This window comes from Novosphingobium sp. BL-S-24 (genome assembly GCF_055521575.1).
Window position 1 is genome coordinate 907,142 of sequence record NZ_CM145487.1, and the last position, 22,688, is coordinate 929,829.

Consider the following 22,688-nt stretch of genomic DNA (forward strand, 5'->3'; position numbering starts at 1 on the left):
CTTTGGCACCATCCAGATAACGCTGTTAGTATAAAAGGACTCGATGATCATCGGTCAATTTGGAATGTTGGTGGCCAATACGTTGCCTGAAACCTCCAACGCGGGTATAAATGGAGGTGAACCCTACAAGACTGGTATTTATGGCGACTATACCCCCCTCCCCTGCCCTGTCGATCCCAACCGGCGACGATCTTCTTGGCGATAATCTGGATCTCCTCCACCGCAAGGCACTCACCATCCTGAAACGCATTCGCGACGGTGCGCTTGATCCGGAAACGGGGAGCAAGGTTGGCCCGTCGTTCGCAATCTCTAAAGCAGCGTCTTTGGTTGGTCGAACTGCATCGGCTATCAGGGAAGCGGAACGTGATGGCAGACTGCCGCCGCGCGATCGAACTGCATCCGGGCACCGTGTCCAATACACCTTGGAAGAACTCGATCACATGCGCGCTGTGTTCGGTACGCGTCCCTGGCGGGCGCCGGAGGATGTGCCGGCGATCATATCCATCTCAAATTTTAAGGGTGGCGTGGGCAAGTCGACCCTGGCGCTGCATCTGGCTCAACACTTCGCCATTCGCGGCTACCGCGTGCTTTTCATCGACTGTGATAGTCAGGCAAGCTCGACGATGATGTTCGGATATCGGCCGGATGTCGATCTGACCGAGGAAGACACGCTGTATGGGCACTTCCACAATCCTGAGCTTTTAGGCGTGCGATCGATCATTCGAAAAACCCATTTCCATGGGTTGGATCTGATACCTGCCAATCTCAAGCTCTATAATCTGGAGTATGAGATTGCCGGGTATCTCGCCCAGAACCAGAGTTTCGATGTTATCGACCTGATCGCGCGCGCCATCGATACCGTTGTCGATGATTATGATATTGTCATCATGGACCCCCCTCCCGCGCTCGGGATGGTATCCATGGCCGTTCTTCAGGCGGCCAATGCAATGGTGATACCCGCCCCGCCCAGTGTCATCGATTTCGCGTCCACGGTCTCGTTCATCGACATGGCTAGAACAACAATGAAGCAGCTCGAACAGCTGGGGGGCAGGGTGCGGCCGGCATACAATTTCATCCGAATGGTCGGTAGCCGGGTCGACGACAGCAAGTCGATGCATCGCGAGATACTGTCGATGATGAGGCAGGTGTTTGGCGGCTCCATGATCAATTCAGTACTGAAGGTGAGCGCGGAGATCGACAACGCCAGCTCCCGGATGAAGACAGTCTACGAGCTGGATCGGCCCGTAACATCACACGAGGTACATAACCGCTGCGTGCGGTTTTTGAACGAGGTGTGCTATGACATTGAGCAAGACGTGCTCCGGACTTGGCAAAGCAAAGCCGGTAAAGTGACATGAGTTGCCACGTGGCAACGCGGCGTAAACCGTTTATATTCAATCACTTAATTATTTTCAGCTGCACGGCAAATTGGGCGTGACTCGATGGTTTTTCGATTGTGTGACTTGACGGTTGCCACGTGGCAACAAGCTGATCGCGTAGACTCGTGCGAGGAATTTGAGAATGAGTAAGGGCAATCGTGGGTTCGGAAGCAGCCTTACCGAAGGCCTCGATGATGCTGAGCTGGATGCTTCTGCTCCGTCGGAAAGCATCATGGCAAGTCGCAGTCAGACACTGGCCAGACTAGCGACGGGGAAGGTGGTAACGGACAGAACGGAGTGGGTTGACCCGGCTAGGTGTCGTCCGTGGCGATTGCACAACCGCGACATTGATCATCTCAACGACGAGACATGCAGAGATCTGATCGATGCTTTTTTGTCAGCAAAGAAGCAGCGCATCCCGGCTATTGTTCGCAGGCTTCAGAACGACCCCGACCATGACTTTGAGATCATCGCTGGCGTGCGACGCTGGTGGACGGTGCAATGGCTGCGTGAGCACCATCACCCCGAGTTCGATTACCTCGTTACGATCCAGCATGTGTCCGATGAAGAAGCTTTCAGAGTTTCAGACATCGAAAATCGCTCCAGAAAAGATATTTCCGATTGGGAGCGCGCCAAGGAATACATGCGAGCGTTAGAAGAGTTCTATGATGGCTCGCAAAGTGAAATGGCAGAGCACCTCAAGATATCGCGTTCATGGCTCAGCCGGCTTCTGGATGTAGCGCGGTTGCCTGACACGATCACCCAAGCTTTTGCAGACACCCATGACATAACGGTTCGTGTTGCGCGTGATATCAAGCCTCTTGCCGGTGATCCCCGCGCGCTTGCGCTTATGGCAGCAGAGGGAAGGGCGATCGTGCGAGAGAGGGCCGACCTTGGGACGCGGCTGGGCGGCGCGGAAGTCGCGAAGCGGTTGGTTAAATCAACTCTTGAACAACCCGAAAGCAGGGCGAAGGAAGCGGTGGTGAAGGCGGCCAACGGAAAGGTGATGCTACGCTATACGCATTCAGCCCGCAGCGGACTGGCGCTGCGCGTGTCGCCAAATTCGGGTGCCGATGTCGAAGAGATTATAACCGCCATCCGATCATTGCTCTAACCTACCGATGATTGACCAAGTTATGGGGCATCATAGACGAGGTAGAGGTGAAAGTGCTCTAGGAGGCTTCTGAGGCGCTCTCTGCGACCTCGGCATAACGGGGTAAGGGGAGGGGCCGTATCGGCCTTCTAAGGGGCATTTCCGGCAACATTTCCTCGGCGATGGTACAAAAAGCAGCGCTAGTCTTAGATTTGGTGCTCTATGAAAGGGCGGACGATCGCGGCGCACTCGCAACGAAGTGCGCCGCATAATTTCACATCGATGTAACCCCACCGTCGACGACGAATTCACAACCGGTGATGTATCCGGATTCGTCGGACGCGAGGAAGAGGTTCATGTTGGCAATATCGAGCGGGCTTCCCATGCGACGCATCGGTATGCCGCTGACCAAATCCTTGAACCCCTCAGGGTTGTCGCGTCGTGCCACGTCTTGCATGGCGGTTTCAATCATGCCGGGATGGACCGAATTGCACCGTATATTGTCAGATGCACATTCCTGCGCTACAACTTTTGAAAATAGCCGTACTCCGCCTTTTGCCGCTGCGTAGGCCCCACACATCGGCACGCCCACCAAGCCAGCGATCGAGGAGAGATTCACGATTGATCCGCCCTGACCAACTTTGCGCATCAGCGCGACCGCTCGTTGAGTGCCGTAGAACACGCTATCGAGATTCACTTTATTCTGCTTTTCCCAGTCCGCTGCGGTCAATTCAGCCAATGGCTTGAGAACAGCGATGCCCGCGTTGTTGACCAGGACGTCCAACCGGCCATGACCTTGCTGAATCGTAGCGATGACCTCGTCCCAGGAGGCTTCGCTGCTCACATCATGGGGGAGGGCGTCCGCTTTGCCGCCCTCGGCGGTAATTGCGTCTGCTACTGATTGGGCGCCATTTCGATCCAGATCGGTGATGTAGACAAAGGCGCCTTCTTCAGCGAAGCGCTGCGCTGTTGCAGCACCCAGGCCACGCGAATTGCCGGCCCCGGTGACCAGCGCGATCTTTCCTTCAAGACGACCCATAGTGCTACTCCTTTTCAAAAGGGAAGGGTGCCCGGCGAGAAATAGCCAGACACCCCCGTGTCAACGCCGAAAAGGCGAATAATGTCAGAACTTTACGCCGACTGTTGCTCCGTAAGTCCGGGGCTCCAGGGCCATGCCGAACGAGAATAGGCCAGCAACCGTGAAGGCGTGCGTTGTAGTCTTTTCATTAGCCAGATTGCGCCCGAATACGCGGAAGTAAGCTTCCTTGTCGCCGACGTCGAAGTTGAACGTCAGGCTGGCATCGACCAGATCCTGTGTCGTCGTCCGTACGCGAGAGTCATTCCCATTGACGATCACGCGTGTCACCGCACCATTGGCATCGGTAACCGGCGTGAGTGAGTTCTGGGAAATCTGCTCGTCGTAGGGACTGATGTGGCGCCATCCGGCCGTGGCGATGACCGAACCGAAGCTGGTGGGCTGCTCATATTCGGCGCCAAGCGAAGCCGTGAACTTTGGAGCGTAGATCAGGCGATTGGCCGAGTAGTCGAACGGAACGATCGCGGTGCCGAATGCGCCACCGACCACGAAGTTACGGAAATGCGATTTCATGTAGGCCGCAGATGTCGTCAGGCGTAGCTGCGGTGTGATCCGCAGGCTGCCGTCCATTTCGATGCCTTTGATGATAGCACCACCGGGGACGTTACCAGTGATCGTCTGGTTGCCGACGGGGCCACCAGGAACGGTCAGGTTCTGCTGCATGTTCTTGTAGTCAGACACGTAGCCGGCCAGATTAATCTCCAGCTTGCGGTCAAAGGCCGCAAGCTTCGCGCCGATTTCATACGCGTCGACCGTTTCGGGCTGGAAAGGCGTGCTTGCCGTAGCAGCCGTCGCGGCGCGCGGGCTGAATCCGCCCGAACGATAGCCACGAGACCAGCTGGCATAGAGCATCACGTCGCTATTCGGACGATAGTCGATACCAACCTTTGGCGTAAACTTGGTGAAGTTTGCGTCACCCGACCCGATCAGGCCAGCCTGGGCGAAGCTATTGGTGAGTTTCTTGTTATCATGAGACCAGCGACCACCGAAGGACAGGCGCCAGTTGTCCGCAAATGCCCAGTTGAAGTCCCCGAAGAAAGCGTAGCTGGTGGTTTTGCCAATATTGGTCTGTGGGTTCTTATCGAAAATCCTTGGATCGAGGGCCGGATTAAAGCCCAAGAATCGAGTCCACTGCGTAAGGCTATACTTTGAGTTAAAATAGAATCCGCCAACGACATAGTCGAAGCCTTGAAAAAGGTTTCCGGCAGCCCGAAGTTCCTGGCTCCATTGCGTGTAACGTTGGATGCGATCGGCATAGTACAAGTCTGCCGAAGTGCCATCGAAGTCCTGAGTCTGGGCCTCTTTGCTGTGGCGCCAGCCGGTAATCGAAGACAGCTTTATGCCTCCCAGATCGTAATTCATCTGAAGAGTAGCGTTTGGCGCACGATACTTGCTTTTAGCGGGAGAAGTGAATACCGTATATAGATCGGTCGTATTGTTTCGATTGCATTGGTTTCGAGGAACGACGAATTCTTCATTTTCGTTCTGTAGATTGCAAAAAAGTTCTGTACTGTTGGTCAGAGTGCTCACTACTGGCTCAAAGCTTTGGACGACGTTCTCGACGGTTAGCTGCGCGTCGAATCCGGTGCCGGCAGGCTGGAACAGCAGGCTGCCGCCATAGCTGTCGGCCTTGCTGCCGCCCGCACGGGTGTTGCGGATGGCGTTACGGTAGAAGCCATCGCTTTCGTTATGGAAATACCAGCCCTTGATGCCCCAGGTCGAGCCATCACCGTAATTGACGATGGCCTTGCCGGCCCAGGTATTCCAGCGACCATAGGTAAATTCAGCTTTGCCACCGGGCTCCATGGTCGGCTTGGTTCGGGTAATATTGATGACGCCGCCGATCGTATTGGCGCCGAATAGCGTACCTTGTGGACCGCGCAGTACTTCGATCTGTGCAATGTCGAAGGCGTCCTGAAGCTGGCCCGTATTGGTCCCGATCGTAACGCCGTCGACAACTACGCCGACCGTTGGCGTTTGCGACTTTTCCACGTCGGCATACGTAAGGCCGCGGATCGAGATGTTGGCAGCCTGTGCGCCCGAATTCTGCTGCGTGATGAGCAGGCCCGGGGCGGCGCCTTGAAGATCGCCGATATTCGCCGAAGCCTTGTTCTCAAGCATTGCTGCGCTTATCGCGGTGATCGCGATTGGGGTTTCCTGCAGAGTTTCCGACCGGCGGCGAGCCGAAACGATGATCTCGTCAGGGTTTGGTGCAATGGTTTCCGGCGTGGCCGACGCTTCCTGAGCGAAAGCCGCATCTGAAATGCCGGTGAGGGCGCTGGATGCCAAAGCGACTTTGATGAGCGTGGTTTTCCACGCTCCGCGAGAACATGCGGATGTCATCGATTTCCCTCCCGTGCGATCGCTAACCGGCGATCGTCGTTGCGTGTTCACTATGCATCTGTTTGTGAAAACGCCTACCTGTTGCTTTGCACAGGTGCGTTCGAGCGGAGGAAGTTCGAGCAGTTGCACCCTGATAATGGGAGATCGATACCATGGCCGATAACCGGCGTTTTCTGCTCGCGCGGCGGCCCGATGGCGCTCCGGTGCCGGACGATTTTTCGCTCGTACACGCGCCCTTGCCGATACCTCCGGCAGGTGGAATGGTCGTACGAAATCATTACGCGTCATTGGATCCTGCGCAGCGTGGCTGGATGGACGACGCGGAAAGCTACATGCCGCCCATCCCGCTGGGCGATCCTGTACGTGCAACGACGGTGGGCGTGGTCCACGCGTCGGAAAATCCGGACTTCAAAGCGGGCCAATGGGTGATGGGCCTGAATGCGCTTGAGGATTACTCAGCAGTGATGCCCGGCGGCTTTACTATGCCAATCGATATTGACGCGGTGGCTTCCCCGTCGAACTACTTGTCCGCGCTGGGGGCAGTGGGGCTTACCGCGTATTTCGGGTTGTCCGAAGTCGCCAAGCCGCAACCCGGTGAGACACTTCTCGTATCGGGTGCAGCTGGTGCGGTCGGGTCTGCCGTGGGACAAATCGGCAAGATCATGGGCTGCCGCGTCATCGGCATTGCCGGCGGCGCGGACAAGTGTCGCCGCCTGATCGAAGATTACGGGTTTGATGAAGCTATCGATTACAAAGGCAAGGATCACGGGGCGCTTGTCTCGGCAATTTGCAATGCCGCTCCCAATGGCGTGAACGTGGTGTTCGAGAACGTCGGCGGACCGGTAATGGAAGCTGAAGTATTCGCGCTGGCTCATCACGCGCGCATTGTGTTGTGCGGACTGATTTCCGAATACAATTCCCCGGAGAAGCTCGGACTACGCAACCTGTGGCAAATCCTGGCCCGTCGCGCCACGATCCACGGTTTCCTGATCGCCGATTATGCTGATCGTTTCGCCGAGGGCGGGGCGCAGATGGCAAAGTGGCTTGGCGAAGGCAAACTGCGTGCGGACGAGGATGTGCAGGAGGGGCTGGAGAATGCCTACGACGCCTTCATGCGCCTTTTCTCGGGCGCCAATACCGGCAAACTCGTGTTGAAAATCGCATGAGCATAACACGCCCGCAAGATAGGTTGCACGGACGCCGCGCGGTGGTGACGGGCGCTGCTTCAGGTATTGGACAAGCAGTTGCGGCCCGGCTTTCAGCTGATGGCGCGCAGGTTTTCACTGCCGACATTCAGGGCGAGGTAGATTTCCCCGCAGACCTTACCGAAGCCGATGCGAATGCCCGCCTGATAGGGGCGGCGGTCGAACGAATGGACGGGTTGGACATCGTGGTCCCTTGCGCGGGCATCAGCGCGTTCCATCCGCTGGAGGCGCACGACGATGCCTATTTCCTTCGCGTGATGGAGGTAAACCTGATCGCGGTATTTCGCCTCATCCGCGAAGCGACGCCGTATCTCAAGGCGCATGGAAACGGGCGGATTGTAACGATCGGATCGACCACCTCCACCTTCGGGGATGAAGGGCTGAGTGCTTATGCTGCCTCTAAGCATGCGGTACTGGGCTTCACCAAGTCTGTTGCGGCAGAACTTGGGCCATTTGGCGTGACCGCAACATGCGTCCAACCGGGCGCCATCGAAACGCCGATGACTGCGCCTGCCTTCACGGACATGCCGGAATATCGCACATTCTGGGAAGGGAAAGCGCCGCTTCGCCGGCTCGGCAGACCGCAGGACATTGCCGACGTGGTGGCTTTCCTGTGCAGCGACGATGCCCGGTTCGTTTCGGGCCACGGCATCTGGGTGGATGGCGGCGCAATGGTGCGGCATTGAAAAAGCGGCGGACTTTCCGATGAAGTCCGCCGCCGAATTGAAAGCTTGGAGTGTCTCTTAGAACTGGGTGCGCTTGGTCATACCGCCGTCGATAACGATATTTGCCCCGGTCATTCCTTTGCAAGCCGGCGAAACGACGAATGCAATTGCTTTCGCAAGTTCCTCACCTGTCGTGAAACGACCTGCAGGTATATTTGAAAGCGTCCCCTGATAGAAATCGGGCATGGCTTCTTTGATCTTCGGCCACGGGCCATCATCAGTCATAATCGGACCGGGAGTGATACAATTTACCCGTATCCCTTCGCCTGCGAACGCCTGCGACAACGAGGACGAATAATTCATGATTGCAGCCTTCAGAGCATTATAGGGCTGCGGACCCATGAACTCCTCGACCGCTCCGGTCGAGCTGAGGCATACGATTGAAGCGTTGTCCGACTTTGCAAGTAACGGACGCGCTGCAGCGACACCTCGACGCAAGGGTAGAATATCGGATTGCATAACCGCTTCCCAGCCAGCGTCAGAATCTTCTCCCATGTTGATCGAGGTGAAGCTGATGAAGATATCACATCCCCCAAGCGACTCGGCAGCCTTTTCAACGAATGCTGGGACCGCTTCGGCCTGCGTTACATCAAGTGCTTCACCATAGCTTTTCACGCCTGCCGCGCCGATCTCCGACAGTACATTGTCGACCTTGCCTTGCGAACGTCCGCAAATGGCGACGTCACAGCCTTCAGCGGCAAGCACGCGGGCGACGACGCGACCGATGCCACCGTTTGCGCCCACGAGGATGGCCTTAAGGCCTTTCAGTCCGAGATCCATTGTATAGCTCCTCTGCCTTACGCTGCGTTTTGTGCCATGGTGCTTTCGGCGCTCGATGACGGGGAAGCCACTATTAGTTTGATCAGGAATACACGCAATCACGGCGTGCTAGCGATGGCGGGGTAAACGATAAGGAACGTGGTATGGGACGGCTGGAAGGCAAGCGTGCGGTAATTCTCGGGGCGAGCAGCCCGGATAATATGGGCCAGCATATCGCCAGGCGCCTGATGGAAGAGGGCGCCAGTGTTCTTGTCTCAGGACGCAAGGAAGACGTGCTCGCCGATTTTGCCGACCGCAACAAATGCGCTTGGGCAACGTGCGACCTGACCGATCAGGCGAGCGTCAACCTGCTAGCCGACCGCGCGACGCAGTCTCTTGGTGGCATCGACATAGCCGTCAACGCTACCGGCTGGGGACTGCTCAAGGGTTTCCTGGAAACCACGCACGATGAACTGATGGCGATGACGATGCTGCAGTATGTCGGTCCGTTCGAGTTCTATCAGGCCATGGTTGCCAAGATGGCGCGCAGCCGGGGAGGGCAGGGCGGTTCGATCATCCAGATCAGTTCCGCGACGGCCACGATCATGCTGAACGACCACGCCGCCTACATGGGTACCAAGGCCGGTGCCGACCACGTGATCCGCTGCGTTGCCCACGAATTCGGAAGCGAGGGGATCCGCGCAAATTCGATTTCCCCCGGTTTGACCGACACGCCTATGACCTCCGATGCCAAGCAGGTCCCCGGGCTGTTCGACGCCTTCCTGGCGGGCTACCCGCTCGGCCGGATCGGCACCAGCGACGATATTGCCGCCGCCGTCGTTTGGCTATCCAGCGACGAGTGCTTCATGACGGGCGAGAACCTGCAGGTGAACGGCGGTTTAACCCTGCGCCGCAATCCCATGAAATCAGAGATTGACGCCGCCGTCGCATCCGCCATGAGCGGTTCCTGAGTTTCGTTCCTGGGGAGGAAGGGGCCGGCGGCGGCATCCCGAAAAGATGCCGCCGCCGCTTCTGTCCGCCGAACTGAAACCGTCAGGCGTCGGCCTGCATTAGTCCCTTCACATCGGCGCGCAGCAGATCCTTGCGTACTTTGCCGGAGGCGGTGCGTGGAAAATCAGCGCGAAATTCGAAACGCTCGGGAATCTTCTGACGGGCCAGCCCGCTGTCGGCCACGTGTGCGGCCAGCATTTCCGGGGCAGGTCGATCGCCTTGGGCGATGATGTAGGCGCAGACGCCTTCGCCAAGACGTTCGTGCGGCATCGCGACGACCGCCGCTTCCCGCACGCCCGGGTGGGTATGCAGAACGTCCTCGATCTCCTTGGCCGAAAGGTTTTCGCCGCCACGAATAATCAGGTCTTTCTTGCGCCCCGTAATGGTAATTGCGCCGTCCGGTGAACGAACGCCGAGATCACCGGTACGGAAAAACCCTTCCGGCGTGATCGCCTCTCGCGTTTGTACTTCATCAGCATACCCCAGCATCATGCCGGGACCTCGCGCCAGAATCTCGCCTTCCTGGCCATCCGGCAGGTCGTGATCATCATGATCAACGATGCGGACCTGATAATCCACGATCGCGCCATCGGTCGACGCAGCCAAAGCCTCGACATTGGGCCAGCCGAAGGTCACCAGCGGCACTTCCGATGAGCCAAACACGCGAAAGGCGCGGCAATGGTCGAACGCGGCGTTGGCGGCTGGAATCAGGTCGGACGGAACCGCCGCACCGCCACAGGCGAAGTAACGGAAAGACGGCAGACGATTACCGCTTTCCCTCGCAGCCGCGGCGAGTTCCACCAGGAACGGAGTGGCGGCTACAGTGCCGACGGCTTGGTAACGATCGATCAGAGCAAGCGCTTCGGCGGAATTCCAGCTTTCCATCAGTACTGTGCGCGTCCCGCACAGAAATGGCGCTTCCAGTCCATTGGCGTAACCCGATACATGGGTAACGGGCGAGGGCATCAGTGTGGTTTCGCCCGCCGTTAGCCCCCAGTACGCGCCGCTTTCACGAACGATCCGGGCGATGGACACATGGCTGTGAAGCACGCCCTTTGGCCGCCCGGTCGTCCCCGAGGTGTAGAGCACCATCTTGACGCCCAGGGGATCAACGGCAGGACGAGCGAAAGACAGAGCGCGTCCTTCGGCAACGAGCGAGGTGAAATCGTCATCTCCTTCGCCGCGTACTGTAAATACGTGTTGCAGATCGGGGAGGCTTTCTTGCAGCCGCCGGGCCATCGCTGCGTAATCGAAACGGCGGAAGCTCGATGCAACGAAAATCGCGCGTGCCCCGCAATCGGCAAGCATCAGGGAAACTTCATGGTCGCGATAGATCGGAACGATCGGATTGATGACGAGGCCGGACATTGCCGCAGCCAGGTTGATGACCATGGCTTCCCACCAGTTCGGAACCTGGAACGCAACCACGTCGCCCGGGCGCAGTCCGCGGGAATACATAGCGGCGCTCAGCGCCTCTGCATCCCGGACCGCGTCGGAGCGCGTCACGCTGAACTCGCCGTCGATAAGGGCGACAAAGTTGGGGTCGGCATTTGCCGCTTCATCTGCCTGCTGGGCGATGGTGCGCTCGTCCCACAGTCCTGAGCCGGCATAAGCGGCCAGATGTTGCGGCAATTGCCCGGGTTGCGTTTCCAGCCATGCCCAGGCGGGGCTTTTTCTCTCCATCATGAATACCTGAGTGCTCTGTAACCGGAGGCAGGCCAACTGGCGAAAATGCCAAGGCATAAAAAGGTCGCCTCCTGAATTGAATCGTTGTCGCCTATTACCTTGCGCAGCTTGTACCCGACGCACGGGTCCATCAGGATCACACCATAAGTCTATCCGGGAGAAGACCGTGGAACGCGTAAAGCGCATTGGCGACGTGGCCGAGATCATGCTCGACTATGTAGAGAATAAAAAGACGTATCAGACGGACAAGCCGCTTCGCGTGCCGACCAGCAGCTATACCGACAAGGATCAGTTCAAAGCCGAGATGGAACTGGTGTTCAAGCGCGTGCCGCTGATGCTGGCGTTCACGGCGGAACTTCCCAATCCCGGCGATTTCAAGGCGATGGATGCGGTAGGCTCGCCGGTGCTGATCAACCGGGACAAGCAGGGCAAGGTCCGGGCTTTTCTCAATGTGTGTTCGCATCGCGGGGCGCCGGTTGCGCCGGAAGGCACTGGCAATTGCTCGCGTTTTACCTGCAAGTACCATTCGTGGACGTATGGCGCTGACGGCAAGCTGATCGGCATCTCCGAGCAGAGCACCTTCGGTCAGGTGGACAAGGCGAGCATGGGCCTTCGCGAGCTTCCTTGCGAGGAACGGGGCGGAATGATCTTCGTGTGCCTCACGCCCAATGCACCGATTGATCTCGATAACTATTTCAAGGGCTATCTTGAGGATTTCGAAGCGCTTGACTTCGCGAATTGGACCTACCTTGGCAATCGGACCATTGAGGGCGCCAACTGGAAGATCGCATTTGACGGATATCTGGAAGGGTATCATTTCAAGTCCCTCCATCCCGAGACGATCTTCCCGAGAACGCCATCGAATTGCACCCATTACGAAGGATTCGGGCCAAATATCCGCATCGGTTTCCCGCAGCACACCATTGCCGAGCAATTGAAGGATGTGCCCCGTGACGAATGGGGCAGCCGGGAAAACTACGGCTATGACTTCGTGCGCATCTTCTTTCCCAACGTGTCGATCTTCATCGCGCCTGAAATCACGCAAGTCGCGCAGCTTTTTCCTGGACCGACGCCCGATCGGAACCGGACGGTCCTGAATTACCTGCGCCGTGATCCGATCAAGGATGATGCGGACCGGGAAGCGGCGGAAGCGGCGATGAACTTCTTTCGCGACGTGACCTATGAGGAAGACTACGTGATCGGCCTCGAGATCCAGAAAGGCTTGGAATCGGGCGCTCATGATGACTTAGTCTTCGGCCAGAACGAGCGGGGGAATCAGTATTTTCACGAGTGGCTGAACTGGTATTTGCAGGACGATGCCTCCTTGCCCCAGCCGACAATGTGATCGGGGTGGCAGGGAAGGGTCGTTGATGCACAAATTGTCTTTGGCGTCGGGTGTTTTGCCTGAATTTTCCGCTGTTGACGTTGTCGAAGCGGGGTCTGCGTGCGGTTTCGATGCGGTGGGGCTCTGGATCGATCCTAAAGAGTGGACAGAGAAACACACGAGCGACACCAAGAATGCGCTTGAGCGTACCGGGATGCCTGTTCTGGATGTGGAGGTCGTGTGGATCCGGCCTGACACCACGCTGGACGATCATCGCCGCGTGCTGGACGTGGGGGCGCAACTGGGTGCCGCCAACGTCCTTTGCGTATCGTCCCATCCCGACCGGCAGCAGACGATTGATCAACTGACCACTCTATGTCGCCATGCGGAAGGATCGGGGATGCGGGTGGCGCTGGAATTCGGGGTGTTTACCGAGGTGAAGAACCTGACCCAGGCGCTGGCCGTCCTTGACGAGGTCGGCCATCCGCTGCGGGCGGTGCTGATCGATCCGATCCATGTCGACCGATCCGGCACGACGGTGGACCAGATCGCCGCGATCGATCCGGCCTTGCTGCCGTACGCCCAGTTCTGCGATGCGCGCGGCGTGAGGCCTGATCCGAATGACTTCCACGCGGTGATCACCGACGCGATCGACTTGCGCGAACATCCGGGGGAGGGGGTGCTGCCGCTGGCTGCCATGCTTGCGGCCATGCCTCGCGATATTCCCCTTTCGATTGAGATGCGATCGGCGGCGCTGCGTGAGGCGTTTTCCCATCCTGCCTTGCGAGCCAAGGCCGTGCTGGACGCGACGCGCGGCTGGATGGAGCAGTTGGCGTGACCGTTACCGTCATCACCCTCCTCAAGCGCCGTTCCGGCATGAGTGTGCAGGATTTTCGCGCCTACTACGAAGGGACACATCGCAAGATAGGGGAAGCTGTCCTGTCAGGCTATGCCACGCGCTATGTCCGCCGCTTCCTGTCGCCGATGGACGGCATTGACCATTCGTTCGACTACGACGTGGTGATGGAGATCGATTTTCCGGATGAGGCCACGCGCGATGCCTGTTTTGTCTCGCTCGGCGATCCGGTGACGATGGCGATGATCGTCGAGGATGAGGAAAAGCTGTTCGACCGCAGCCGGAACCGGACCTTCAGCGTCACCGAATGCGGATCGCAGATGACGCCGCCAGCGGGAGCCTAAGCTGGCGGGAAGCTGACAGTCACCCGTAACCCGGGTGCTGCATCGGCCAGATCCAATCGAGCGTCCAATCTGTCGACCACCGCCTGGACGATGGCCAGGCCCAGACCACTCCCGGGCGGACCCTGTTCGCCCTGCAGCCGGGCAAAACGCGCCAGCGCCAATTCGCGGTGCGCCTCGGGAATGCCCGGCCCGTTATCGGTGACCGATAGCCGAACCTGACGGTGATCGGCATCGATGGCGATCGTAACCAGACCACCGCGCCGATTGTAGCGAATGGCATTGTCCACCAGATTGGACAGCATTTCGTACACCAGCGTGCGGTGCCCGAGGATATGCGGGGCAGTGCTTTCATCACTGTCCAGCAGCAGTTCCACGTCAGCGGCGATAGCCTGCCGGATGCGCCGGGATATGACTCGCTGGCTGACCTCGCGAAGGTCGACGTGCTCGAACGGAGGCTGCTTTCCGGCCTCGTCCGCGCGGGCGAGAGCCAGCAACTGGGTGAGCAGACGCTCCAGGCGGTCCGTCGCTTCCTCGATCTCGACCAGCGCTTCGCCAGAGCCGCGCCGGGCAAGGGCTACCTGCACTTTCAGCACGGATAACGGGGTGCGCATCTGATGAGATGCGTCGGCCGTGAAGCGGCGCATGCCCGTCGTCGCGAGGTCGAGTCGAGCAAGCAGGCGATTGAACGAGCGTGACAGGGGCTGCAGTTCGGCCGGGAGCGGGCCGGTATCCAGCGGAGACAGGTCCGGCGCGGCGCGGGTGTCACGCGCTTCGATGACGGTGCGCAGCTCGGCCAGCGGGCGCAGGCTCCACTGCAGGGCGGGCCTGATGAGGAGGAGGACGATGCCCACGAGTACGCATTCACCGATGAGCAGCGCGGTCATCAACCCGCGCTCCAGCGCGCGCCGATTGTCCAGCGTTTCGGCCACCTGCACCACGACCGGCGCGGCGACGCGCGGCAGGTCGCGGCGGATTTCGGCGATGCGGATGGGCTGGCCGCGGTATTTCGAAAAGCGAAAACGCGGCTGGTCGGGCGACAGGACGTTTACGTCCGGCGCGGGCAAGTCAGGATAGCCCGTCAGCATGCGGCCGCCTACGGCGATGCGATAATAGACGTTATCGCGCTCGCTGTTTTCCAGCATCCCAAACGCGGCGGGCGGCAGGTCCAGCGTCACTTCCCCGCGCTCCACCTGAACGGTTTCCGCGATCGCGCCCAGCGCCCCGCCCAGCACGCGGTCGCTGGTGCGACGGACGACGTCGGAAATCAGCACCCAGCCGATCAGGCCCAGCGCCAGCGCCGGGATCACCAGCGGACCCATCATTGCCGCCAGCAGGCGGAAGCGCATGGACACGGCGCTGCGGCTCGCGGTGTTGTTCGTCATGCGCGGTCGAGCATGTATCCGACTCCGCGCACGGTGCGTATCGCCGGGCCATCGGGTGCCAGCTTGCTGCGCAGGCGCGTGACGTTCACTTCCAAGGCATTCGAGCCGACGGGATCATCGAACCCGAACACTTCGGCCTGCAATGTCTCGCGCGAGACGATCTGCCCGGCGCGTGACGCCAGCGCTTCCAGCACCGACCATTCGCGGCGACGCAGGTCGATCGGCCGCCCGGCCACTTCCACCCGGCCGGTGGAACGATTGATGGTCATCGAACCGATGTGCAGCTCCGGCGCCGCGTCACCTCCACGCCGGCGGCCCAGCGCCCGCACCCGCGCTTCCAGTTCCTCCACCTCGAACGGTTTGCGCAAATAATCGTCAGCGCCAAGATCAAGGCCACGCACGCGATCGTCCAGGCCATCGCGTGCAGTAAGCATCAGGACCTGTACCTGATCGCCGCGTTTGCGCAGGCGGGCGAGCAGGTCGAAACCGTCGATATCGGGCAAGCCAACATCAAGAATGACCAATGAATACGGCTCGGTAGCAAGGACCGACAGTGCCTCTTCGCCGCCGCCGATATGATCCACTGCGTGCCCTGCCGCTCGCAGCAGGGACAGGATGCCGCGCGCCAGAGCCGCATCGTCTTCCACGATCAGAATGCGCATGGATGGGAATTCCCGAGCCGAAAGCCGTGAAAGGTGAATGACAGGTTGCGCGGGTAATCCATGCTCGCAGCTTATCCGACATTCGAGGCGGAAAGCGAGAGGAACCGAAATGCGCATCTCCATCCCTCTTCTGGCAATCGCCATGCTGCTTGCGGCACCAGGCGCAGCGCAGCCGACCGGATCGGTTCCGCGCCCGGCCGGTTATCCGCGCTCCTACGACCAGACCATCGAGGCGGCACAGGCCGAAGGGCGCGTGCGCATCTACGCCAATGCCGACCGGGCGGAACTGGTCCCCGTCGTCGCTGAATTCAAACGCCGCTATCCCGGCATAAAGGTCTTTTACGCCGATCTTGGTTCGACGCAGATGTACCAGCGTTTCACCCGCGAGACGCGCGCAAGGCAGTATTCCGCAGATATCGTGTGGTCATCGGCGATGGACTTGCAGATCAAGCTGATCAACGATGGATATGCCCAGCAGTACGCCAGCCCGGAAAAGCCGGCGCTGCCCGCGTCCGCCGTGTGGAAGAACATGGGCTTTGGCGTCACGGCCGAGCCGATCGGCATCGTCTACAATCGCAAGCTCGTGCGGGCCGGGCAGGTCCCTCGCAGCCATCAGGATCTGGAAACACTGCTGCGGAAAAACCGCGAGGCGTTCATCGGAAAGGTGGCGACGTTCGATCCCGCTCGGTCGAACACGGGCTATCTCTATCTGTCGCAGGATTTCCAGACCACCCGCGATACGCGAAGCCTGATGGAAGCGATCGCCGCTACCCGCCCGGTGCTGGAAACCAGTACGCAGCCGATGCTGTCGGGCGTGGCGTCAGGCAAGCTGGCCATCGCGTACAACGTGATCGGGTCCTATGCGCTGGAACGCGCCCGGCGTGAACCGAACCTGGGTGTGGTGTTTCCCAGTGATTACACGCTAGTGACGTCACGCATCGCGTTTATCTCCCGCGAAGCCCGGCATCCGGCGGCGGCGCGTTTGTTCCTTGATTTCCTGCTGTCCCGCGCCGGACAGACCCAGCTGGCCCAGCACAGCCTGTGGCCGGTGCGCAGCGACATTCCCGCCAATGGCCAAGTGCGCCGTCTTCCTGCCGGGCAGGGGCGCGTGGTGCGCGTTGGGCCTCAACTTCTCGTCAACCTCGATCGCCTGACCCGTGAGCGTTTCTTGCGCAACTGGAACGCGATCCTCGCCTCCGGAACGACCTCTCGATGACCCGATACCTATCGACCGGCACGGCTGCGCTGGCGCTGATTGCCGCGACCCCCGCATTGGCGCAGGCACCCACTCGCGACGAACTGGCAGACCTCGTCCGCGCTCAGGCGGCTGAAATCGCATCGCTGCGCCAGCGGGTGGACCGGCTTGAGGCGGAACGCACCGTAGCAGCCGCGCCATCGCCTTCAGCGCCTGTTCTGGCCGCGCAGGATCCGGTGCAGCCGACGCCCGCCCCCGCCCCTGCCCCCGCCCCTGCCCCTGCGCCATCGACCTCCAGAGCCGGGACTCAGCCTTATGCTGCCCAGCTTCTGCCACCAGGTCCTGCGGAGCGTGATATCGAGCGGGTGCGCGCCGCCGCCGTCACCGCGTCGGGCGTGAGCACCGAATGGGGGCAGGGCCTTCCGGTCTTCCACTCCGCCGACGGGGTGTTCAGCTTCAAGCCGCGCGGGCGCATCATCACCGATGTCAGCAGCACGATGGGTTCGCGCTACGACGGGCGCAATATCACGACCACCGGCATGCGCGCCCTGCGCATGGGCCTGGAAGGCACCGTCGGCACGCACTTCTTCTACCAGTTCGAAAGCGACTTTTCCGAGAACGAGGTGGACGTCGTCACCGCCTTCATGGGCTGGCGCAACCGCATCGCGCCCGGCATGGATTACGACGTTCGCATCGGCCACTTGTTCAACGACCGCAGTTTCGAAGGGTCGACCGGATCGGACTCCACGCCGTTCCTGGAACGCACCGTGGTCGCCACGGCGATCATTCCGCAGCGTGCGTTCTACGGCCTTGGCATCATGCCTCGCCTGTTCTGGAAGACCGGCCATGCATCGCTGACGGTGACGGGCGATCGTATCGACGGCGATCAGTCCAGCTCCGACAATCGGACCGTGTTGGCCCGCGCGCACTGGAACCCGATCAAGAACGATCGCCAGGTCCTCCACCTCGGCATCTGGGGCTTCGACGAGGCACTGAACCCCGGCAAGAACACGCTCACCCGCAACACCGTCATCGGCGGCCGCTTCAATGGCGCGCTGCGGTTGTCCACTGGCCCGATCATCGGCGGAACGGGCACGACGGGCTACGGCATTGAAGTGGGCGGCTATTCCGGCCCGCTCTGGGTCATGGCCGAAGCGGGCCAGCGCCATGCTCGGCTGGACAGCGGACAGCCCGATTTCGTTACCCGCGCCTGGAGCTTGTCGGGCGGCTGGTTCCTGACCGGCGATCTGCCCCCCTACAACCCGCGCCTTGGCAGCTTCGGCCAACCCAAGGTCCTGCGCCCGATCTTCGAAGGCGGCCCCGGCGCAATCGAGCTGACCGCTCGCTACGAAAACCTGGAATTCGACGACATCGCGCTTGGCGCGAAAGGCTGGGCCGCGACGCTGGGCGTCAACTGGTACCTCAACAGTTTCACCCGCTTCCAGGTCAACGCGATCCACTGGAACACCGATAACGCCGCCGGACCCTACACCGGCAAGGACGATGGCCAGACGCTCTCCGCGCGCGTCGGCGTGACGTTCTGACCCCCACCAACGATACCGAAGGACGAACATGAGTCTTGCCCTGATCGGCTTCCTGATGGTGGCCACATTCATGACGCTGATCATGACCAAGCGGATGACGCCGCTGGTCGCGCTGATCGTGGTCCCCACCGTTTTCGCGCTCCTGTCCGGCTTCAGCGCCGGGCTGGGAGACATGATGATCGACGGACTGCAAAAGCTGGCGCCGACCGGCGTCATGCTGCTGTTTGCCATCCTGTTCTTCAGCACGATGACGGATACCGGCCTGTTCGACCCGCTGGTCGGCAAGCTGATCCGGCTGGTTCACGGCGATCCCATGCTGATCCTCATCGGGTCGGTGGTGCTGTGCGCTCTCGTCAGCCTCGATGGGGACGGGTCCACCACCTACATCATCACGATGGCGGCCATGCTGCCGCTGTACAAGCGGTATGACATGAACCGGCTGTACCTTGTTTGCCTGCTGATGGTGACGAGCGGAGTCATGAACCTGACGCCATGGGGCGGTCCCACCGCGCGGGCCGCCAGCGCGCTCAAGCTGGACCCGGCGGAACTGTTCGTGCCCCTGATCCCGGGCATGATCGCGGGGCTTGTGTTCCTGATCCTGCTGGCCGTCCATTTCGGTCGCAAGGAACGCCACCGCATCGGCAAGGTCGAAACGCCTTCGCAGATCGAGGCCAGCGATCTGGCCGTTTCCCAATATCCCGAGGCCCGCCGCCCCCGGATGATCTGGTTCAACGCCATTCTGGTAGTGGCGCTGCTGGTGCTGCTGGTATGGGGTGTGCTGCCGCTGCCGATCCTGATGATGCTGGCTTTCGCCATCGCCATGATCGCCAACTATCCGCACGTCGCCGAGCAAAAGGAGCGCATCAGTGCCCACGCCGGCAACGTGCTGGCGGTCGTCTCGCTGATCTTTGCGGCCGGTATCTTCACCGGCATTCTCTCGGGCACCGGCATGGTGGAAGCGATGAGCAAGCAGGTCGTCGATTTCATCCCGCCCGTGCTGGGGCCGTACATGGCGCCGATCACCGCGCTGCTCAGCCTGCCGTTCACGTTCTTCATCTCCAACGACGCGTTCTACTTCGGAATGCTGCCGATCCTGGCGGAAGCGGGCGCGCATTACGGTGTGGAGCCGATGGCGATCGCCCGCGCCTCACTGATGGGCCAGCCAGTTCACCTGCTAAGCCCGCTGGTGCCGTCCACGTATCTGCTGGTCAGCCTTGCCGGTGTGGATCTGGCGGATCACCAGCGGTTTACATTGATCCCGGCAACGTTGTGCTGCCTGGTCATGACGATCGTGGGTATGCTGGTGTTGGCTTTTCCGTTCGTCGGCTAAAGACTGACGCTATGCGGCATTCGCCGCATCGCCCAATAAGGAATATGCTCAAATGAATGACCTGTGGCAGCACATCGTTGCCGATTTTTCCAACATCGGCAGTCCATCCGCGATGGCCGCGTTCGGGCAGGTGGTGCTGATCGACATCATGCTTGCCGCCGACAACGCCATCGTGGTGGGCGCTTTGGCAGCCGGTCTGCCGCCTGCCATGCGGCGCAAGGTGATCATGATCGGCGTCATCGCCGCGCTGGTCCTGCGGGTGGCGTTCGCCCTGGTCGTTTCGCAGCTGTTGCAGATCGTCGGCCTGGTCTTCGCGGGCGGGCTGCTGCTGGTGTGGGTTGCCTGGAAGATGTGGCGCGAACTGCGCACCGACAGCGGCGAGGCATCCGGCGAGGCTGACCCCACGCTCGCGAAATCGGCGCCGCGCAGCTTTGCCGCTGCGGCATGGGCGGTCGCCGTTGCCGATGTCAGCATGAGCCTGGACAATGTGCTGGCGGTGGCTGGCGCAGCGCGCGATCATCCCGGCATTCTTGCCATCGGGCTGATCCTGTCGGTCGCTTTGATGGGGCTTGCCGCGAACGTCCTTGCCCGCGTGATCGAGCGGTATCGCTGGTTGGCGTACGTCGGCCTGCTGGTGATCGTCTACGTCGCCGGAAAGATGATCTGGGAAGGTCTGGTCGATCCGTCGCGCGGATTGCTGGTACTGTTCTGATGCGATGGACCGTCATCCCGGGGCGATCCGGGATGACGGTCCGCGATACTTACAGGGTCAGCGGCGCGTGGGCGATGTGGGGCAGCACGTGGCGGGCGAACAAGTCCGCTTCTGCCGCATGAGGATAGCCCGACAGGATGAAGGCATCGATGCCTTCGGCCTGATACGCGCGCAGCTTGGCCAGAACCTGATCCGGGTTGCCGACGATGGCCGCCCCGCAGCCGGAGCGTGCACGCCCGATGCCGGTCCACAGGTTGTCCTCGACGAAACCGTCGCCACCGGCGGCTGAGCGCAGTTCGGCCTGCCGCGTCACGCCGACGCTGGCGCTATCGAGCGACTTCTTGCGGATCGCCTCACCGGCATCGTCGTCCAGCTTGGAAAGCAAGCGATCGGCATAGGCCCGTGCCTCATCCTCGGTCTCACGAACGATCACGTGGGCGCGGTAGCCGAACTTCAACGTGCGGCCATGCCTGGTAGCACGCGCCGTCATGTCGGCGATCGTTTCGCGCACCTTGTCCATCGTGTCGGGCCACATCAGGTAGACGTCGCAACCCTGCGCCGCAGCTTCACGCGCGTCTTCGGACAGGCCGCCGAAATAGAGCGGCGGACATTTGCCCGAAACGGTGGAGATGCGGGCAGGCGGCAGGTCGAGCTTGTAGAACTCGCCTTCGTACTTCAGGTGCTCACCGCCCAGCATGATCTTGAGGATCTGCATGACTTCCAGCGTGCGCTGGTAGCGGGCGCGGCTGTCCAGCTTTTCGCCGGGAAGGTCCGACGAAATGATGTTCACCGTCAGGCGACCGCCCAGGATGCGGTCAAGCGTGGCGATGCGGCGGGCCAGTTGCGGCGGCCAGTCCTCACCCATGCGAAGCGCCCAAAGCAGGCGGATCGTCTCGGTCATCGGGGCGATGGCGCCTGCGAACATCGTCGTATCGATGCCCAGCGCATAGCCGGAGGGGAGCAGGATATTGTCGAACCCGCCCTTTTCCGCCTGCAGCACGATGTTGCGGCAATGCTCCCAGCTGGCCGCCAGCATCGGGTCCGGCTGGCCGAGGAATTCGTAGTCATCGTCGCACAGCGCCGAAAACCAGCTTACCTCGCAAGTTTTTTCGGAAGTCGCGTTCATGGCAGGGGCTCTCCTTTCGATGCGACCAGTACCGCGTACCAGCGGGCACGGGTCCACCGGACCTTCAGTGCGTCCGCCGCTTCGGCGATCCGGTCGGCCTTTTGTGATCCGACGATGGGGATGACACGGGCGGGGTGCGCCATGATCCAGCTGTAGGCCGCCGCCGTGCGGGACACGCTGAATTCCTTCGCAACCTCGTCCAGCAGCGCTGCGACGGCGGTGGCGCGCTCATCTGCAGGCGATGCCAGTCGGCCGCCGCCCAGCGGAGACCAAGCCAGAACGGCCATGTCCATGGCGATGGCCTGGTCCAGTTCGCCGTTTTCGATGGGCGCCAGCTTCAGCGCGGACAGTTCCGGCTGGGTGGACACGATCGGCAGCGACAGGAACTGCTGCAGCGTCGCGATCTGGGTGGTGGTGAAGTTGGATACGCCGAAGCTGCGGATTTTCCCCGCCTTATGGGCTTCGTCGATGGCCTTTGCGATTTCCGAAGGGTGCGTCAGAATGTCGGGACGGTGGATCTGCCATAGCTCGACATGGTCGGTACCCAGGCGTTGCAGCGAAGCGTCGATAGCCGATGTCAGGTACGAGGCGCTGGAGTCGTAGGGAACGCCCATCGAAATGCCGCCCTTGGTGGCGATCACGAACTTGTCGCGCAGCGATGGATCGGTGGCAAGGGCGCGGCCGAGCAGCTTTTCCGAAGCGCCGAACGCCTCGTTGTTGTCCGGGCCGTAGATGTCAGCCGTGTCGATCAGGTCGATCCCGGCGTCCAGGGCAGAGTGCAGCAGCTTGACGACCGCACCGACATCATCGCCGCACAGGCGCCAGTTGCCCCATGCCAGAGCCGAGACGGTGATGCCGCTTTTGCCCAGCGGGCGGCGGGCGTCGGGAAGGGGGAGGAGGTCCATGGATAGTCCTG

At 60.6% G+C, this 22,688-nt stretch carries 20 protein-coding genes; 12 read left to right on the plus strand and 8 right to left on the minus strand.

The features are described from left to right. Positions 1-140: 140 nt before the first annotated feature. Together ACZ1JM_RS04065 and ACZ1JM_RS04070 are read left to right on the plus strand one after the other, a co-directional pair. Positions 141-1,358: an AAA family ATPase gene (locus tag ACZ1JM_RS04065; RefSeq protein ID WP_465132576.1), complete on the plus strand. Its 1,218-nt coding sequence runs from the start codon at positions 141-143 to the stop codon at positions 1,356-1,358. A 163-nt stretch (positions 1,359-1,521) separates the two neighbouring features. After that, positions 1,522-2,493 (plus strand): ParB/RepB/Spo0J family partition protein, encoded by a 972-nt coding sequence (locus ACZ1JM_RS04070; protein ID WP_465131851.1) that lies wholly within the window; start codon positions 1,522-1,524, stop codon positions 2,491-2,493. Between the two features lie 253 nt (positions 2,494-2,746). Here the strand turns inward: ACZ1JM_RS04070 and ACZ1JM_RS04075 are convergent, their stop codons facing one another. Together ACZ1JM_RS04075 and ACZ1JM_RS04080 are read right to left on the minus strand one after the other, a co-directional pair. After that, positions 2,747-3,511, minus strand: a complete 765-nt coding sequence (locus ACZ1JM_RS04075) for an SDR family NAD(P)-dependent oxidoreductase (protein WP_465131852.1) — start codon at positions 3,509-3,511, stop codon at positions 2,747-2,749. Positions 3,512-3,595: 84 nt separating this feature from the next. Further along, positions 3,596-5,911 (minus strand): TonB-dependent receptor, encoded by a 2,316-nt coding sequence (locus ACZ1JM_RS04080; RefSeq protein WP_465131853.1) that lies wholly within the window; start codon positions 5,909-5,911, stop codon positions 3,596-3,598. 152 nt (positions 5,912-6,063) lie between these two features. Between ACZ1JM_RS04080 and ACZ1JM_RS04085 the strand changes: the two genes are divergently transcribed. Together ACZ1JM_RS04085 and ACZ1JM_RS04090 are read left to right on the plus strand one after the other, a co-directional pair. Further along, positions 6,064-7,077, plus strand: coding sequence for an NADP-dependent oxidoreductase (locus tag ACZ1JM_RS04085; RefSeq protein ID WP_465131854.1), 1,014 nt, complete (start codon positions 6,064-6,066; stop codon positions 7,075-7,077). Continuing rightward, the gene (locus tag ACZ1JM_RS04090) at positions 7,074-7,802 is read left to right on the plus strand and encodes an SDR family NAD(P)-dependent oxidoreductase (RefSeq protein WP_465131855.1); all 729 of its coding nucleotides are present in this window, start codon (positions 7,074-7,076) and stop codon (positions 7,800-7,802) included. The genes ACZ1JM_RS04085 and ACZ1JM_RS04090 overlap by 4 nt, the downstream gene beginning before the upstream one ends. Before the next feature lie 57 nt (positions 7,803-7,859). On the opposite strand, the gene ACZ1JM_RS04095 is transcribed toward ACZ1JM_RS04090, so the two are convergent. Then, positions 7,860-8,621: an SDR family NAD(P)-dependent oxidoreductase gene (locus tag ACZ1JM_RS04095; protein ID WP_465132577.1), complete on the minus strand. Its 762-nt coding sequence runs from the start codon at positions 8,619-8,621 to the stop codon at positions 7,860-7,862. A 143-nt stretch (positions 8,622-8,764) separates the two neighbouring features. Here ACZ1JM_RS04095 and ACZ1JM_RS04100 point away from each other — a divergent pair, with 143 nt between their 5' ends. Then, positions 8,765-9,571 (plus strand): SDR family NAD(P)-dependent oxidoreductase, encoded by an 807-nt coding sequence (locus tag ACZ1JM_RS04100; RefSeq protein WP_465131856.1) that lies wholly within the window; start codon positions 8,765-8,767, stop codon positions 9,569-9,571. An 82-nt stretch (positions 9,572-9,653) separates the two neighbouring features. Here the strand turns inward: ACZ1JM_RS04100 and ACZ1JM_RS04105 are convergent, their stop codons facing one another. After that, a complete protein-coding gene (locus tag ACZ1JM_RS04105; protein ID WP_465131857.1) occupies positions 9,654-11,297 on the minus strand; it encodes an AMP-binding protein in 1,644 nt (547 codons plus the stop codon). A 166-nt stretch (positions 11,298-11,463) separates the two neighbouring features. On the opposite strand from ACZ1JM_RS04105, the gene ACZ1JM_RS04110 reads away from it, so the two are divergent. Genes ACZ1JM_RS04110 through ACZ1JM_RS04120 form a run of 3 tightly spaced genes read left to right on the plus strand, consistent with a single transcriptional unit; the run spans position 11,464 to position 13,821 of the window. After that, positions 11,464-12,642, plus strand: a complete 1,179-nt coding sequence (locus ACZ1JM_RS04110; RefSeq protein WP_465131858.1) for an aromatic ring-hydroxylating oxygenase subunit alpha — start codon at positions 11,464-11,466, stop codon at positions 12,640-12,642. Positions 12,643-12,667: 25 nt separating this feature from the next. Continuing rightward, entirely contained in the window at positions 12,668-13,459 is a 792-nt protein-coding gene (locus tag ACZ1JM_RS04115) for a sugar phosphate isomerase/epimerase family protein (protein WP_465131859.1), read from the plus strand. Then, positions 13,456-13,821 (plus strand): EthD domain-containing protein, encoded by a 366-nt coding sequence (locus ACZ1JM_RS04120; protein ID WP_465131860.1) that lies wholly within the window; start codon positions 13,456-13,458, stop codon positions 13,819-13,821. Before ACZ1JM_RS04115 ends, ACZ1JM_RS04120 begins: the two co-directional genes overlap by 4 nt. Here the strand turns inward: ACZ1JM_RS04120 and ACZ1JM_RS04125 are convergent. Together ACZ1JM_RS04125 and ACZ1JM_RS04130 are read right to left on the minus strand one after the other, a co-directional pair. Then, positions 13,818-15,203, minus strand: a complete 1,386-nt coding sequence (locus tag ACZ1JM_RS04125) for a sensor histidine kinase (protein WP_465131861.1) — start codon at positions 15,201-15,203, stop codon at positions 13,818-13,820. The genes ACZ1JM_RS04120 and ACZ1JM_RS04125 overlap by 4 nt on opposite strands. Further along, positions 15,200-15,865 carry a response regulator gene (locus ACZ1JM_RS04130; protein ID WP_465131862.1) on the minus strand — a complete coding sequence of 222 codons (666 nt, stop codon included), beginning with the start codon at positions 15,863-15,865 and terminating at the stop codon, positions 15,200-15,202. The genes ACZ1JM_RS04125 and ACZ1JM_RS04130 overlap by 4 nt, the downstream gene beginning before the upstream one ends. Positions 15,866-15,974: 109 nt before the next feature. On the opposite strand from ACZ1JM_RS04130, the gene ACZ1JM_RS04135 reads away from it, so the two are divergent. Genes ACZ1JM_RS04135 through ACZ1JM_RS04150 form a run of 4 tightly spaced genes read left to right on the plus strand, consistent with a single transcriptional unit; the run spans position 15,975 to position 20,646 of the window. Next, positions 15,975-17,081 carry an ABC transporter substrate-binding protein gene (locus ACZ1JM_RS04135; RefSeq protein ID WP_465131863.1) on the plus strand — a complete coding sequence of 369 codons (1,107 nt, stop codon included), beginning with the start codon at positions 15,975-15,977 and terminating at the stop codon, positions 17,079-17,081. Next, a complete protein-coding gene (locus ACZ1JM_RS04140; protein ID WP_465131864.1) occupies positions 17,078-18,604 on the plus strand; it encodes an OprO/OprP family phosphate-selective porin in 1,527 nt (508 codons plus the stop codon). Before ACZ1JM_RS04135 ends, ACZ1JM_RS04140 begins: the two co-directional genes overlap by 4 nt. Before the next feature lie 28 nt (positions 18,605-18,632). After that, positions 18,633-19,934, plus strand: a complete 1,302-nt coding sequence (locus tag ACZ1JM_RS04145) for a CitMHS family transporter (protein ID WP_465131865.1) — start codon at positions 18,633-18,635, stop codon at positions 19,932-19,934. A 52-nt stretch (positions 19,935-19,986) separates the two neighbouring features. Further along, positions 19,987-20,646: a YjbE family putative metal transport protein gene (locus tag ACZ1JM_RS04150; RefSeq protein ID WP_465131866.1), complete on the plus strand. Its 660-nt coding sequence runs from the start codon at positions 19,987-19,989 to the stop codon at positions 20,644-20,646. 49 nt (positions 20,647-20,695) lie between these two features. On the opposite strand, the gene ACZ1JM_RS04155 is transcribed toward ACZ1JM_RS04150, so the two are convergent. After that, the gene (locus ACZ1JM_RS04155) at positions 20,696-21,772 is read right to left on the minus strand and encodes an LLM class flavin-dependent oxidoreductase (protein ID WP_465131867.1); all 1,077 of its coding nucleotides are present in this window, start codon (positions 21,770-21,772) and stop codon (positions 20,696-20,698) included. Beyond that, entirely contained in the window at positions 21,769-22,677 is a 909-nt protein-coding gene (locus ACZ1JM_RS04160) for an aldo/keto reductase (protein WP_465131868.1), read from the minus strand. Before ACZ1JM_RS04160 ends, ACZ1JM_RS04155 begins: the two co-directional genes overlap by 4 nt. Positions 22,678-22,688: the final 11 nt, after the last annotated feature.